This window comes from Rossellomorea sp. ABR4_004 (assembly GCF_056159585.1).
Genome location: NZ_JBSWVM010000002.1, coordinates 679,025 through 692,654, shown reverse-complemented (window position 1 = coordinate 692,654; position 13,630 = coordinate 679,025). Strand labels below are relative to the sequence as shown.

Here is a 13,630-nt window from a genome sequence, read left to right as displayed (position 1 = left end):
AGGAGGGAAAATATATGGAGAAGGGAACTTTCGCAAAATATAAAAATAAAATCTTTAGAGTTAGTGATATTGATGGAGATAAAATTAGATTAGTGAGTGAAGATCAAATGGATTTGAACAATGGGTTTAAAGAAAAAATCTATCCTAGCAACTATAAAGATATTGCTAACTTACCTAGGCTATATATAAATGAAATAAAAAAAGAAGAAATTGAAGAAATTTATGAAGTTGATTACAAAGCAAAGTACAAAGGAAATATATTTAATTTAAGCTTTAATAAAGCAGCTACACAATTTAGACTTGGGACTATTAATGCGGAACTTGCAAAGCAAAATGGATTTGAACGAACTGATAAATATTATTATGAGAAAGCAGTAAATGAGGATGAGATTGAAGTTTTAAAAATTACTAAAAATCTATAATCTACGAGGACGGTTCTCGTGCTTTTTTACATTTAGAGGAAGCATCAGAACCGACGAAAGGGCGAGCAAGATTACAAATTCACAAGAATCTATGCAGATGAAGAAGATACAATATATAATTTTATTGATAGATTAAGGGCTGATAAAATATTAAGGGAGTTATAAAGTTTTTACGCTTCAATGAAACTTACAAACTTTAACCCAAACTTTTTTCTTTGCTTTTAAAAAACTATTTCTATTTCATCTGTTTAATAAAGAAGTTAAAGATCTACTGATGGAACATGGAGAGGGAAATAATATTACCGATGAAGACATTAGTGTGTTTTTAGGTTAAATGGGGACGGTTCCTACTCTACTTTAGCAAGGAAATCGCCCAGGATCTTTGGGGCTGGATGGAGAAAGAAATGAAGGAAGTAAGGGGACTGTTCTCTTGCTTCTTTTAATTTGAGAGAACCGTCCCGGTGATACCGTGGCAAAATTGACAGAGCTCTGCCCCATTCCCCCATCAAAAAAACCATAGAACCCTTTCCAAAGATTCTATGCCAACGAGTGCAGCCTCATGGATTGACTATCTCAATCTTATTCCCCTTATGAACATCTTCCGTACCGGCTTCCAATGCGGTCTTATAGTAGCTGCATTTATGGTCGATGACTTCCATTGTTTGCTGGAGTTCTTTGATCTTTGCTTCCACGGTGGCTTTTCTTTCCAGAAACATATTGTATCGGTGTTGCAGGGTGGCATCGCCTTCTGCGCACCAATCGATGAAATGTTTGATCTCCTTGATCGGCATTCCGGTGGATTTCAGGCATTCGATGATGTGTAATGCGGCGATATCCGATTCTTTAAATCGTCTGGTGCCACTTTCTGTTCGTTCGACGAAAGGCATGAGGCCTTCCTTGTCGTAGTATCTCAGGGTATAGATTGAGAGGTTCAACTCTTTTGCCACTTCTCCAATTGAATAGGTCTTCATAATCGCGCTCCTTTTCCGGTCATCTAGACGTCGAGTTAACTCTATGTTTGTGGGAAATCGTAGCATGGTTATGTCCTGCTGTCAAAGCAAATCCAATGTGCAGATTGGATGAGGGATATCTCTTGACCTAGAGTTAACTAGAGGTATTACCATTGAATTAACAAGAGTTCATCAGGTATGTTCACCTGTCTCTTGAAAGCTACTATTACAGGAGGTTTTTTATTCATGGTACTTGCTAAAGCACGAGCTGTTGACGGTCCTGACAAATCTTTCAGAGCGGCTGAAATCGAGCGGCGGGATCTTGATGTGCATGATGTTCTGATTGAAATTAAATATGCGGGGATCTGTCACTCCGATATCCATACGGCACACGGGGAATGGGGAGAAGTGAAGTATCCGCTCGTACCCGGACACGAGATCGCGGGAATCGTTACGGAGGTTGGATCTGAAGTTACGAAGTACAAAGCCGGCGATAGGGTAGGGGTAGGCTGTATGGTTGATTCTTGCGGAGAATGTAAGAACTGCTGTGATGGGGAGGAGCAATACTGCCTTAAAGGAAACGTACCGACGTACGCAGGTGTGGACAAATACGGCGAGCTTACCCAAGGCGGTTATTCCACCCACATCGTCGTAACGGAAGATTTCGTCCTCCGCATTCCTGATAACATCGAGCTGGACGCTGCGGCACCTCTACTGTGTGCGGGGATTACGACGTATTCTCCATTGAACCATTGGAATGCAGGCCCAGGAAAGAAAGTGGCCGTTGTCGGAATGGGTGGACTCGGTCATATGGCGGTCAAGATTGCACACGCCATGGGAGCAGAAGTGACGGTTCTTTCACGTACGCTGAATAAGAAGGAAGATGGCCTGGAATTTGGGGCAGAAGCCTATTATGCCACCACCGAGCCGGAGACGTTTGAAAAACTTGCCGGTACATTTGATCTGATCATTAACACGGTAAGCGCCAAGATTGATATCAGTGCGTACCTTTCACTGTTGACGCTTGATGGCGCGATGGTCAATGTTGGAGCACCTGCTGAACCGCTGGAAGTCAATGTGTTCTCTCTCATCGGTCACCGTCGATCATTTGCCGGTTCCATGATCGGAGGCATCCGTGAGACACAGGAAATGCTTGATTTCTGTGGGGAACATGGAATTGTTCCGAAGATTGAAGTGATTTCGGCGGATTATATCGATGAGGCGTATGAGCGGGTATTGGGTTCTGATGTGAAGTATCGATTTGTGATTGATACGAGCACGATTTAAAAGGAAGGAAGCAGGTGACTAAGAGCATGAATATGGAAGAGTTCTTGACGTTTTGTAGAGAAGGCAACCCTATTTCGGGTGAGGATAAAGAATTGTATGGCCTGCTGACTCAATGCAGCTACGAAGCTCAAAGGATCACGATGGAATTGAATACTTCTTATCATTCCAAGGAAGAAATCGTCGAGATTTTCAGGGAACTGACCGGCACCGAAGTGGATTCGTCGTTCATGTGCTTCCCGCCATTCTATACGGACTTTGGAAAAAACATTACCATCGGGAAAAACGTGTTCTTCAATACAGGGTGTTCCTTCCAGGACAGAGGCGGCATTCACATTGGAGACGGTTCACTGATCGGCATGAATGTAACGATTGCAACACTGAATCATGGGTTACCGCTGGATACGAGAAACACCACATTCGCCTCCCCGGTTACGATCGGGAAGAACGTATGGATCGGATCCAATGCGACCATCCTGCCCGGCGTAACGATTGGCGACAATTCCGTCATTGCGGCAGGAGCCGTTGTCACGAAAGATGTTCCGGAAAATGTTGTGGCTGCAGGAGTACCGGCGAAAGTCATGAAAGGGATTCATGAGTGAAGAAGCAAGGAAGGTTCCCTTGCTTCTTTTTTTATTCTGACGTAGCTTAAGAACCGTCCATATGACCCCATGTTTTTAACCATCCATCAAACGGATATAGAATAGAGAAAGCAATCGCGAACGTTTTAAGATGATTTGCTTTCGTTTCAATCTGAATAGTGAGATCATTTATGAACGATAAACTGAAGGAGGAGTTATCAATGAAGAAAGTCATGAACAAACCTGAAGATCTGGTCGTGGAAATGTGCAATGGGATGGCCATGGCTCATCCAGAGCTCGAGTTTATGAAAAAGTATAAGGTCATGAAGAAAAAGGATTTGAATGAAAATAAGGTAACCTTGATCAGCGGCGGGGGAAGCGGACATGAGCCTGCACATGCGGGACTTGTGGGAAAGGGGATGCTTGATGCTGCTGTGTGCGGTGATGTGTTTGCGTCGCCTTCGCAGATCCAGGTCTATCAGGCGATTAAAGCGACAGCCGGTAAAAAAGGAGCCTTACTCGTCATTAAGAATTACAGCGGGGATATCATGAATTTTAAAAATGCGGCTCACTTGGCTTCAGAAGATGGCATCCCGGTGGAATATGTCAAAGTCGATGATGACATTGCCGTGGAAGACAGCCTTTATACAGTGGGACGCCGCGGTGTTGCGGGAACTGTGTTGGTACATAAAATAGCCGGAGCGGCTGCTGAAGAGGGCAGGGACTTGATGGAAGTCAAAGCGGTGGCGGAGAAGGCGGCTGAAAATGTCCGCAGCATTGGCTTCGCACTGACATCCTGTACCGTCCCAGCCAGCGGATCTCCAACGTTCAAATTGGATGATGATGAAATCGAATATGGCGTCGGGATTCACGGTGAGCCAGGGACAAGACGGGAAAAAATCGCGTCCGCTGATGAATTGGCACAGCGTATGGTGAACGACCTTCTGAAGGATCTGAAAATGGAAGAGGGGGATTCCTCCGAGATCGCGATCCTAGTAAATGGCTTTGGAGGCACGCCGTTGCAAGAACTCTACCTTTTCAACAATGCCGTTACCAGAATCTTATCGGATAAAAAGATTACGATTAACCGTGCGTTTGTCGGCAATTACATGACCAGCATCGATATGGCAGGCGTTTCCCTGACTGTAATGAAGCTGGACGAAGAGTTGAAAACATTGTTATCAAGCGAGAGTCAAGCGCCTGCGTTCAGAGTGGACGGACCGGTGCCGGGTGTGGAGTACATCGACCTCGAGGAAGATGAGGAGAAGAAACCAGTCTCCTTCGAAGTGGAAACATCGGAAGAACACGCTGTGATTAAAAACGATAGAGCAACACTCGGAAACATCATCTACCTCGTGGATAAAATGAGCGACATCATCATCAAGAATGAAGTACCATTCTGTGAATTGGATTCCCATGCAGGAGACGGGGATTTCGGAATGAGCGTTTCTAAAGGATTCAAACAGTTGAAACGGGAGTGGAAAGGCATCCTGGGTCAGGATAATCTGACAATCGGGAGCTTTCTGGATGGAAGCTCTATGGTCATCCTGGAATATTGCGGCGGTGCTTCCGGTCCGATCTGGGGATCTGCATTCCGTGCGGCAGGGAAATCGGCGCAAGATCGAAAGGAACTGACCGTGAAAGAATTTGCGGACATGCTGCAAGCGGCCGTAAAGGGAATCAAGGATACAGGCGAAAGATCCTTCGGCAGAGGAGCAGAGGTCGGCGACAAAACCCTCGTGGATGCACTCGTCCCTTGTGCGGACTCCTGGTCAGAAAGTGCCGCAAACGGTGAAGACTTCAAGACCGCGTTTGAAAAAGGAGCAGCGGCCGCTGTAGAGGGAGCAGAGAAAACCAAGGATATCGTTGCCCGGATGGGACGTGCCGGTACGGTAGGTGAACGAAGCCTCGGTCATCCCGATGCCGGTGCTTATGCGCTGGGGGTTATCTTTACGGAGCTTGCGGAGAGTTTGAAATAAGGAGTGGAGGAAGCAAGGGGACGGCTCTCTTGCTTCTTTATTTTGTGGGTTGGAAGCGAGAGAACCGTCCCTGTGCTTCCATTAACGAAACTTTCCAATTTAGCTAAACGTATACATATATAATGAATAAAAACAGTGGTGGACTCGAGGAGGCGGTCAGAAAGGAATTGCATATCTTTCTAGCCATTTTCGGTTTATAAGTGTTGATTTTCGCTATTGATCTAACCTATGCAATATCGCTTCTTGATCGCTTTAAAAGCTGAAGAGGAGAAGAACCGATTGAAAGGAAAGAAACAGGGAGATATGTATGATGCCATGAATGCTGGTGAACTGAGCCTTCATGGGAATATGCAGGGGAGCCCGTTATTCTTTTTGGCTAATCTTTTTGCTTCAATATTGTATAGGGTGAGGCATGGTGGGGATCGGAAGTAGGTAAAGGGATTCTTTTGCCCTGGCTTTCTTAACCTATCAAGGAGGTATTTCAATGAAAGGGAAAATGGAGAAAATAAGCATGGTAGAAAACCTAATAGGTAGTTTGTTATTATTTTGGGCAGGGTTTCAAGCCTTTTACTTCATAAAATATGGACATGAGACTGAATTCGCCTATTATGTGAATATTGCAGGCCCTGCCCTTCTAATCCTACTATTATTAACTCTAGCTATCAAAAAAATCACGGATAAAAAGATTATAATGTTTTCCTTATACGTAAGCCTTTCTATCGTTGTCGCTTATGTATCTTCTGCCTATTTTTTATAAAAGAAGAAGATTATATATACTACTAGATCGAAGCATGGGAACGATCCCCATGCTTCCTTATTAAATAAAGCAGGACTAGAAAAACATCTGTTTTCCGGACCTGCTTATAGAGATTGATCAGAGCCCATTTCCTTTGAAACAATTAAATCTGCCACAAGGATATAACGCTCAGGCGATGCCCCGATAAAATGAAAAGGATAGCATGTGGAAACAGTCAATGTTGCGTTAGGTTTTGGTACGGACGTAACGGCTTATAAAGAACATCTTAGAGGTAAAGGCCTCGCTACTGTAACAATTAATAAGAAACTGGTAGCATTAAAGCAATTCATCGACTTTTTAAACGATCGCTTTGAATTAGGATTAAACGTGAAGATCAAACAGGAGAAGCAGCAGAAACAGTATTCTCTTAATGATGAAGAGATCCTTACAGAAGAGGATTATCGCAAGCTGATCGCAGCCGTTCGTGAGAAGAACGATACTAGAACACTAGCTTTATTCGAGACAATGTACTATTCAGGGATGCGTGTGAGTGAAGTTCTTCAGCTAAGAATGGATCATGTAAATAATCGTGTTAACGTTGTCGAGGATATTAAAGGAAAAGGCGCTAAATACCGTAAAATCTTCGTGAAACATGAGTTATTCAGCACTTTAGACAAATACCTTGAAGTGAGAAAACAACCGTTCTCCAGCACCACCAAAGCGTTATTCGTGGGCGAACGTGGGCCTATGACAAGACAAACAGCCCATAACCTTATTAAAAAATATGCAAAGCTTGCTTGTATCGATAAAGAGAAGGCACATGTACACAACCTTAGACATCTATTTGGTCTTAATCTTGCTGAAAAGGGTGTTCCTATACAAGACATTGCTAAACTAATGGGGCATACCAGTATAGATATACTTAGAGAAGCCACAGTCACAGAAGCCACAGTCACATTACGTCGGATTAATCAATCAATTATAGGAGGGGTAAATATAATCATTGGTAATACAGTTTACGAACGAAGCACAGCTATGAGTGAAAAATGTTTTTTATTAATTAAAATATAAACCATATTATACTACTCTGATTTATTTATTATAGGATAAGATGAAGTTAATTAGTTTTAAGAAAGAAGGGAAAATTCATGTTTAAGTTTTTTAAAATTATTTTTGTGATACTACTCTATTTGTATATTGTTGTTTTTCAGGTTGATGGACAGTTAGAATTTTTATTTTATTTAGCTAGTTTTTTGTTCTTTTTGTCAGTAATTATAAGTTTGAGATACAAAAATAAGCATAGGGTAAACATTTTTTTAATTATAGCTTTAATGAATATTTCTATGATTTTCACATTGTATGTGCATTTTGTTAGTGGAATTTTAATGTTTTTTAGTATGGTAATGATACTATTTTTCTATTGTTTTTTATTTATTTCCACAAAAGTAAATTAATGTATGAAAATATAGACCGTAGATTTTAAATAGATAAATAGAAGGAGTTATTGTGAAATGAAAAAAATATCAATGTTATTCCTAAGTTTTATGTTGTTTTTTGGTAGTTTAGCATTCTCGACATCAACTAACACAGCTTCTGCTTCAACTTCACCAGTAGCATCTACTGGAAATGATTTAGGAATGATTATGGATACTGAAGATGGTTTACAAATGATTACGGATACTGAAGAAAAATCTGAATATATAATGACAGTAAATGGAGTACAAACTAGGTATATTGAGACAATCGAAACAGTTGATGAAAAGACAATGGAGATACATACGAGAGTATACAATGAAGAAACTAATGAATTATTACAGGATTTTACTACTACTCTTGTTAACGATGAGATAACAGATCAAGATGTACAATTATTTGAAGATTTACCAGAAAATACTGATGTTGAAAATAGCAATTTTGTACCCTTCCCGAAATTGCAGAATAAGAACATGATTGCTTTAGCGAGTTCTTTAGTAAAATCTAATAGATCATTAGTTAGTGTATTAGGTATTAATTATACAAAGAATTTTAATACTGGTAGAGGAACTGCTAATTATGCAGGATTAAAAACAAGATATGCTAGCCTGTCTAGTTCTTCAGCTTTTGATACACATGCATCAGCTGTAGATTCAATGAGAGGTGTAGAAACGGGAACTTTAGCTGGTTGGTTAATTTCAGGATTTTCTGGTGGTGGTCTAGTAGGAGGAAAAATAATTTCTTGGACTACAGCAAAAGTTATATTAAAGAATATTGCTGGACCAGTAGCTATCGTTTCTAATGCATGGGCACTTGGACAATGGTTTTACTACTATAATAAAATTGCAAATAATTACACAAAGATTTAATAAGCCAGAAAAGAGAATTGGATTAATCCAATTCTCTTTTTTTATTAGTTTAAGGCGTTGCGGTTTATAGCAGTAACCCTGTCACTAAGCCAAGATGACGGTCTATGTTAAACAGAGGGTACGAATTAAATTCGTACCCTTTTATTTTTGTTTCAAAGTTAGTTCGTACCCCAGGAGATCAGCGACCTTCTTCAGATCTCTAACTCGCATTGATTCATTATCTAAAGCCGATTGGAATGTGCTTTTAGCGATATCCAACTCCTTGGCCACGTTTTGAAATTGATCATACTCTGATTTCTCCATCATTAATCGTATTGAAGATTTAATTGTCATATCCATTAGATTAATTTCATTTGTCATCGTCCAATGGGTTTTGATGATTTTGATCGCTTTGGAGGGAATTCTTGCTGCGGATAATGCATTGGTCATTGCGACCATGGTCCGGCACTTACCGGAGGATAAACGGAAGAAAGCATTGTTCTACGGATTGGCGGGAGCGTTTGTGTTCCGGTTCCTTGTTCCTGATTTCGTATCTTGTCGACATCTGGCAGGTGCAAGCCATCGGTGCCGTGTACCTGCTTGGGATCGCTATCTACCATTTACTCAAGAAACATGTGATCAAGAAACAGATTGAAAAAGTGAAAGATATGGAAGAAACGAAGGGATCCGGTTTCTGGTGGACCGTCGTCAAAGTGGAATTGGGCGGATATCGCATTTGCGGTGGATGCCATCCTGGCAGCGGTTGCTCTTGCGGTGACGCTTCCCGAGACCAACCTTCCGGCCATCAGGGGACTTGACGGCGGGCACTTCATCGTCATCTTACTCGGGGGAATCATCGGCCTTGTCATCATGCGTTTTGCCGCATCGGCATTTGTCAGCCTTCTGGAAAAACGTCCCGGTCTTGAATCCGCTGCCTTCGTTGTCGTCGGCTGGGTCGGCGTCAAGCTTGCAGTCTACTCATTAGCCCATCCGTCCCTTGGGATCATCTCCTACGAGTTTGCAAAGGGCTCCGTTTGGAAAGGGATCTTCTGGACGGTATTGATCGGAATCGGAATCGTGGGTTGGGTCAAGTCGAAGCCGAAGGAAGCTGAAAATTGAGAGGTTAAAAGGTAAGAAGTTTCTCGTACTTCGAGAAGAGGAAGCATTAGAACCTTCCCAAAAGAAACAAGCAGATCAATCATTCCCTGCTTGTTTCTTTTTATTAAATAAAATCCTTAGAACGGTGCAGCCTCATGGATTGACTATCTCAATCTTATTATCCTTATGGACATCTTCCGTAGCGGCTTCCAATGCGGTCTTACCGTCCCCTTGCTTCCAATAAAAAGCCCGCCCAACAGTCACAATTGGACAGTTGGGCGGGCTTTCTGATAGATAGAACTTATTCCGGAAGCAACACTTCATCAATCACGTGGATGACACCGTTGGAAGCTTGAATATCCGCTTTCACTACATTCGCATTGTTAACACGGACAGGATCCAGTGAGATATCCACTGTTTTCTTAGCCAGTGTTTCCACTTTTGCACCGTCTTTCAGATCTGTAGACATCACCTTACCTGAAAGCACATGGTACAGGAGGATCTCCTTTAAGTCTTCTCGTGCAAGTAACTCTTCTGCCGTGATGCCTAATTTCTTCAGCAGCTTTTCAAACGCAGCATCAGTCGGCGCGAATACCGTATACGGGCCCTCACCTTTCAATGTCTCCACAAGTCCTGCTTTTTCTAAAGCGGCTGCCAGGGTTTTGAACTGACCGGCTTCCACTGCTGTGTCAACGATATCCTTCGTTGCCGGTGCCCCGCCTTCAGTGGCTGATACACCGTTTGAAAGGGTCATGAACGCCATGAATACAGCTAACATCAAAGCAAATGTTTTATTTTTCATTACTCTACCTCCTGATCTTTTTATGTAAACATGTGTTTACTCAGAGGTAGTATGTGCGTGTTTAGCAGGATTATCCATTTCTCTTTTTCAATCAAAAGTCTGAGGAAAAGGTCGAACGAATTCCGGAGCCACTTTTCTATGAGGAATACTAAAATGGAAAAAAAGGAGGTACCATCATGATTAAAGGATTATATGAAGCCCATTTACCTGTAAGGGATATGAGTCTTTCAATCGATTTCTATCAAAAGCTAGGATTGGAACTGGCGTATGAGAGCGAGAGGGTCTCCTTTGTCTGGATTGAGAAAGGAAAGAGCTGGCTTGGGTTGTGGGAGGCTGATCAAGTACACATTCCGTATCATCCCTCCATCAGGCATATCGCCTTTCAAGTAGAAGCAGAAGATATCATAAAGGCAAAAGGATGGTTAAAGGAAAGAGGCATCGAGGTAAGGGAAGCGTTCGGGTTTTCACCGGAACGACAGCCTCTTGTACTCCCCAACAATCCACAGGCACATGCTTGCCTTTATTTTCATGATCCCGATGGAAATTCTCTTGAATTCATTGCTCCTCTGAGGTTAGATCATGAGGAAGAGTTTGACATGATGACGCTTGAGGATTGGTATGGCCTTAAGAGCTGAATATGGAGGAACTTCCATGACCGAGGGCTTTTATTGAAGAATACTTGGTATGTAGAAATTTGAATCAGAGAAAGGAAGCACGGGGACAATCTCGCGCTTCTATTTTTTTATGAGACAGCATCAAATAGTTCCCGATGTTTCAGTTTAGTAAGATCAAACCGGGTGCAGATAACTGAGTGATGATGCGAATGCGGAATTTTGGAACCAATGTCGATCTGAAACGTAAATAATGTAAAGACTCAAGTGTGGGAGGCAACATCATGAATCAGCTTTATATCAAACAAAAAGTATTCAGTCTTAGCGGGAAATTCACGGTAAAGGATCAAGAGGAGAAGGATCGATATTATGTAGAGGGAAGCTTTATGAAGGTTCCGAAGACTTTCTCCATAATGAATACAAGCGGGGATGAAGTGGCCCTGATTACGAAAAAGACGTTCAGCTTTTTACCGAAGTTTTTTGTTGAGGTGAATGGGCAGGAGGTATTGACGATTAAGAAGGAGCTCTCATTCCTAAAAGCACGTTATACGATTGATGCGGCAGGCATTGAAGTGCAGGGGAATTGGTGGGATATGCAGTTTCAGGTATTACAGCATGGCAACGTTGTAGGCGAAGTGGGCAAGGAGTGGTTCACTTGGGGTGACAGCTACAGGGTGAACGTAATGAATGAAGAGATGGAAACGATGATGATTGCATTGGTTATTGCGATCGATTGTGTGAAGGCGGATGAAGCGGCTGCTTCTTCGGTTAACTGAGAGGGTGAAATGGAACAGCGTGGGGACGTATTCGATGCTTCATAAGATGAAGCATCGAATACGTCCCCATATAATTGATAGACTAATTTCACTAATCCCAGATAAATAGTAAGTGTTCTTTCAATAATAAAACCTTTTATAGGATATCAATTCATGTATAGAAAAAACCCTAATAATACAACTAGGTATAGTAGAGCATATACCATTCTGAATTTAATTTTATTAGAATAAAATAAATATATATAGATAACTGTTAAAACTATAAAAATTAATAGAATATATTATCCGACATACTCTCACCGCCGGTTATTAGATTTTTATTTATCTAGACTTACATATATTTCAAAGCCCAAGTCATATCAAGAATAACAAATGCGATTTCTTGGCTATTTAATTAATATTTATGCCCAGTCTTTGAAATTAGATTTCATAGACAGTTATCCCTTTTCTTAGACTTATTAATATTTAATAAGTCTATATTCTCCATACAATTTTTTCATTTCCCCCTATTATATTTTTTCAACGAGAATGATCTTAACATAATATACATTTTTTTCCTTTGTAATCAATCTTAAATAATTCTTAAATTTCATTCTTCCTTGTTTGAGGGTGGTTGTTGGTAAACTGGACGGAACAATTACAAAAATAGTAATTTTTAACTAAAATGTATAAAAATGTTGATAATTAAATGTTTTAGAAGGATAATAAGTTTGCTGTTTGCGCAAATGGTGAATTATATGTTTTAAGAAGATGGTTGAAAGAAAAAAGAAATTAACAAAGGTTTTCGGAGTGTTTTTGATTTCGAAGGGTTGGAATTTTAATATATTTAATGGATTATATCCTACTATAATAATCATTACTTTCTTTACTCTTTTTTTTGGTTACAAGTATTTAAAGGGGGATATATCCTTTCTCCATTTTTTTTATTGGTTCATTTTTTCTGTGTATGCTGCCAATCTAGTGGTTATAACATTATTTCCTTTTCCATATCAGAAAGAATTAATTGAAATCATGATAGAGGATCATCTGGGGGTAGAGCATAACGTTATGCCTTTTAAAGCAATAGCAGATGCGATGCACTTTGGTGATTCTCTCATTGCTTTGAAACAAATCGGAGGCAATATCGTATTGTTTATCCCCTTGGGAGTGGCGTTACCCATTCTTTTCTCTGCTATTAAAAAAGGTAAGGTTATACTCATAGGTTTTGTCATAAGTCTAAGTATTGAATTAATACAATTAATGGCTGGCTTTTTCCTAGGCTACAATTATAGAAGCTTTGATGTCGACGATTTAATGACCAATACGTTAGGTACTGTAATAGGATTGTTAGTATTTACTCTACTTTCTAACTTTCTTGGGAAATTCAACAAATATATTAAGTAAGCGGCGAAGGGGAATTATATTGTTTGAATATAATTCCCCTTCCCTATGAAAAGGAGAGTAGAAATGATCAAGATTGAGGGTATGAATAAGTCTTTTCAAAGAAAAACGTTATTCAAAGATTTTAACCTGGAAGTGGGATCAGGAGAATTTATCGGGATCATGGGGAAAAGCGGGCAAGGGAAAACAACGCTCTTAAATATGATGGGCACTCTCGAAAAACCGGATTCAGGGATGATTGAAATCATGGGGCATCGTTTGGATCATAAAAAGACGCAGAGATTCCTGTTACGACATCATATAGGTTTTATTTTCCAGAACTATGCGTTAATTGATAATGCAACTGTAAACGAAAATCTTGAAATCGCCCTTAAACATAAGAAAATGACGAAACAACAGAAACGAGAGGCCATGACAAATGCTTTAACGGAAGTCGGTCTTAAAGACTATGAGAAAGAAAAGATCCATACCTTAAGTGGCGGTGAACAACAAAGGGTGGCAATGGCTCGGTTACTTCTGAAGGACCCGGACATCATATTAGCGGATGAACCGACTGGATCTTTGGATGTGGAGAATCGAGATATGATCGTTTCTTTATTTCAACAACTACATAAACGTGGGAAAACCATCATCATGGTCACCCATGATGAGAATTTGTCCCAAGTGTTTTCAAGAAAGATACAGCTGTAA

General features: G+C 40.7%; 15 protein-coding genes and 1 pseudogene. 13 read left to right on the top strand and 3 right to left on the bottom strand.

Features of this window, described 5'->3' with window-relative positions; genetic code table 11:
* Nucleotides 1-14: 14 nt before the first annotated feature.
* Nucleotides 15-422, top strand: coding sequence for a hypothetical protein (locus tag ACXAF2_RS16420; RefSeq protein WP_475140196.1), 408 nt, complete (start codon nucleotides 15-17; stop codon nucleotides 420-422).
* A gap of 557 nt (nucleotides 423-979) precedes the next feature.
* On the opposite strand, the gene ACXAF2_RS16415 is transcribed toward ACXAF2_RS16420, so the two are convergent.
* Nucleotides 980-1,393: a MerR family transcriptional regulator gene (locus tag ACXAF2_RS16415; protein ID WP_475140195.1), complete on the bottom strand. Its 414-nt coding sequence runs from the start codon at nucleotides 1,391-1,393 to the stop codon at nucleotides 980-982.
* A 225-nt stretch (nucleotides 1,394-1,618) separates the two neighbouring features.
* Here ACXAF2_RS16415 and ACXAF2_RS16410 point away from each other — a divergent pair, with 225 nt between their 5' ends.
* The 7 genes from ACXAF2_RS16410 to ACXAF2_RS16380 all read left to right on the top strand — a co-directional run bounded on the left by ACXAF2_RS16410 (nucleotide 1,619) and on the right by ACXAF2_RS16380 (nucleotide 8,294).
* A complete protein-coding gene (locus tag ACXAF2_RS16410; protein ID WP_475140193.1) occupies nucleotides 1,619-2,659 on the top strand; it encodes an NAD(P)-dependent alcohol dehydrogenase in 1,041 nt (346 codons plus the stop codon).
* Nucleotides 2,660-2,685: 26 nt separating this feature from the next.
* The gene (locus ACXAF2_RS16405; protein WP_475140429.1) at nucleotides 2,686-3,258 is read left to right on the top strand and encodes a sugar O-acetyltransferase; all 573 of its coding nucleotides are present in this window, start codon (nucleotides 2,686-2,688) and stop codon (nucleotides 3,256-3,258) included.
* A gap of 200 nt (nucleotides 3,259-3,458) precedes the next feature.
* A complete protein-coding gene (dhaK, locus tag ACXAF2_RS16400) occupies nucleotides 3,459-5,216 on the top strand; it encodes a dihydroxyacetone kinase subunit DhaK (RefSeq protein WP_475140192.1) in 1,758 nt (585 codons plus the stop codon).
* 228 nt (nucleotides 5,217-5,444) lie between these two features.
* A complete protein-coding gene (locus ACXAF2_RS16395; RefSeq protein ID WP_475140190.1) occupies nucleotides 5,445-5,648 on the top strand; it encodes a DUF3949 domain-containing protein in 204 nt (67 codons plus the stop codon).
* Between the two features lie 52 nt (nucleotides 5,649-5,700).
* Nucleotides 5,701-5,973 carry a hypothetical protein gene (locus ACXAF2_RS16390; RefSeq protein WP_299741998.1) on the top strand — a complete coding sequence of 91 codons (273 nt, stop codon included), beginning with the start codon at nucleotides 5,701-5,703 and terminating at the stop codon, nucleotides 5,971-5,973.
* 204 nt (nucleotides 5,974-6,177) lie between these two features.
* Nucleotides 6,178-7,023 (top strand): tyrosine-type recombinase/integrase, encoded by an 846-nt coding sequence (locus tag ACXAF2_RS16385; protein ID WP_475140188.1) that lies wholly within the window; start codon nucleotides 6,178-6,180, stop codon nucleotides 7,021-7,023.
* Nucleotides 7,024-7,463: 440 nt separating this feature from the next.
* Nucleotides 7,464-8,294 carry a hypothetical protein gene (locus tag ACXAF2_RS16380; protein ID WP_475140187.1) on the top strand — a complete coding sequence of 277 codons (831 nt, stop codon included), beginning with the start codon at nucleotides 7,464-7,466 and terminating at the stop codon, nucleotides 8,292-8,294.
* A gap of 141 nt (nucleotides 8,295-8,435) precedes the next feature.
* Here ACXAF2_RS16380 and ACXAF2_RS16375 read toward each other — a convergent pair whose 3' ends face one another.
* Nucleotides 8,436-8,732, bottom strand: a complete 297-nt coding sequence (locus ACXAF2_RS16375; RefSeq protein ID WP_475140440.1) for a hypothetical protein — start codon at nucleotides 8,730-8,732, stop codon at nucleotides 8,436-8,438.
* Between ACXAF2_RS16375 and ACXAF2_RS16370 the strand changes: the two are divergent.
* A pseudogene (locus tag ACXAF2_RS16370) lies at nucleotides 8,671-9,392 on the top strand (TerC family protein). The gene ACXAF2_RS16375 and the pseudogene ACXAF2_RS16370 sit on opposite strands and share 62 nt — an antisense overlap.
* A gap of 280 nt (nucleotides 9,393-9,672) precedes the next feature.
* On the opposite strand, the gene ACXAF2_RS16365 reads toward ACXAF2_RS16370, so the two are convergent.
* Nucleotides 9,673-10,173: a fasciclin domain-containing protein gene (locus ACXAF2_RS16365; RefSeq protein ID WP_475140185.1), complete on the bottom strand. Its 501-nt coding sequence runs from the start codon at nucleotides 10,171-10,173 to the stop codon at nucleotides 9,673-9,675.
* A 176-nt stretch (nucleotides 10,174-10,349) separates the two neighbouring features.
* Here ACXAF2_RS16365 and ACXAF2_RS16360 point away from each other — a divergent pair, with 176 nt between their 5' ends.
* The 4 genes from ACXAF2_RS16360 to ACXAF2_RS16345 all read left to right on the top strand — a co-directional run bounded on the left by ACXAF2_RS16360 (nucleotide 10,350) and on the right by ACXAF2_RS16345 (nucleotide 13,630).
* Entirely contained in the window at nucleotides 10,350-10,808 is a 459-nt protein-coding gene (locus ACXAF2_RS16360; RefSeq protein WP_475140184.1) for a VOC family protein, read from the top strand.
* A gap of 260 nt (nucleotides 10,809-11,068) precedes the next feature.
* Nucleotides 11,069-11,560 (top strand): LURP-one-related/scramblase family protein, encoded by a 492-nt coding sequence (locus tag ACXAF2_RS16355; RefSeq protein WP_475140182.1) that lies wholly within the window; start codon nucleotides 11,069-11,071, stop codon nucleotides 11,558-11,560.
* A gap of 750 nt (nucleotides 11,561-12,310) precedes the next feature.
* On the top strand, nucleotides 12,311-12,943 hold the full coding sequence (locus ACXAF2_RS16350; protein ID WP_475140181.1) for a VanZ family protein: 633 nt from the start codon (nucleotides 12,311-12,313) through the stop codon (nucleotides 12,941-12,943).
* A gap of 63 nt (nucleotides 12,944-13,006) precedes the next feature.
* Nucleotides 13,007-13,630: a putative bacteriocin export ABC transporter gene (locus tag ACXAF2_RS16345; protein WP_475140180.1), complete on the top strand. Its 624-nt coding sequence runs from the start codon at nucleotides 13,007-13,009 to the stop codon at nucleotides 13,628-13,630.

What these genes read in the sequence shown, in the direction of transcription:
- ACXAF2_RS16420 (WP_475140196.1), top strand. Translation starts at nt 15, where the DNA reads ATGGAGAAGGGAACTTTCGCAAAATATAAAAATAAAATCTTTAGAGTT.
- ACXAF2_RS16415 (WP_475140195.1), bottom strand. Translation starts at nt 1,393, where the DNA reads ATGAAGACCTATTCAATTGGAGAAGTGGCAAAAGAGTTGAACCTCTCA.
- ACXAF2_RS16410 (WP_475140193.1), top strand. Translation starts at nt 1,619, where the DNA reads ATGGTACTTGCTAAAGCACGAGCTGTTGACGGTCCTGACAAATCTTTC.
- ACXAF2_RS16405 (WP_475140429.1), top strand. Translation starts at nt 2,686, where the DNA reads ATGAATATGGAAGAGTTCTTGACGTTTTGTAGAGAAGGCAACCCTATT.
- dhaK (WP_475140192.1), top strand. Translation starts at nt 3,459, where the DNA reads ATGAAGAAAGTCATGAACAAACCTGAAGATCTGGTCGTGGAAATGTGC.
- ACXAF2_RS16395 (WP_475140190.1), top strand. Translation starts at nt 5,445, where the DNA reads ATGCAATATCGCTTCTTGATCGCTTTAAAAGCTGAAGAGGAGAAGAAC.
- ACXAF2_RS16390 (WP_299741998.1), top strand. Translation starts at nt 5,701, where the DNA reads ATGAAAGGGAAAATGGAGAAAATAAGCATGGTAGAAAACCTAATAGGT.
- ACXAF2_RS16380 (WP_475140187.1), top strand. Translation starts at nt 7,464, where the DNA reads ATGAAAAAAATATCAATGTTATTCCTAAGTTTTATGTTGTTTTTTGGT.
- ACXAF2_RS16375 (WP_475140440.1), bottom strand. Translation starts at nt 8,732, where the DNA reads ATGGTCGCAATGACCAATGCATTATCCGCAGCAAGAATTCCCTCCAAA.
- ACXAF2_RS16365 (WP_475140185.1), bottom strand. Translation starts at nt 10,173, where the DNA reads ATGAAAAATAAAACATTTGCTTTGATGTTAGCTGTATTCATGGCGTTC.
- ACXAF2_RS16360 (WP_475140184.1), top strand. Translation starts at nt 10,350, where the DNA reads ATGATTAAAGGATTATATGAAGCCCATTTACCTGTAAGGGATATGAGT.
- ACXAF2_RS16355 (WP_475140182.1), top strand. Translation starts at nt 11,069, where the DNA reads ATGAATCAGCTTTATATCAAACAAAAAGTATTCAGTCTTAGCGGGAAA.
- ACXAF2_RS16350 (WP_475140181.1), top strand. Translation starts at nt 12,311, where the DNA reads ATGGTTGAAAGAAAAAAGAAATTAACAAAGGTTTTCGGAGTGTTTTTG.
- ACXAF2_RS16345 (WP_475140180.1), top strand. Translation starts at nt 13,007, where the DNA reads ATGATCAAGATTGAGGGTATGAATAAGTCTTTTCAAAGAAAAACGTTA.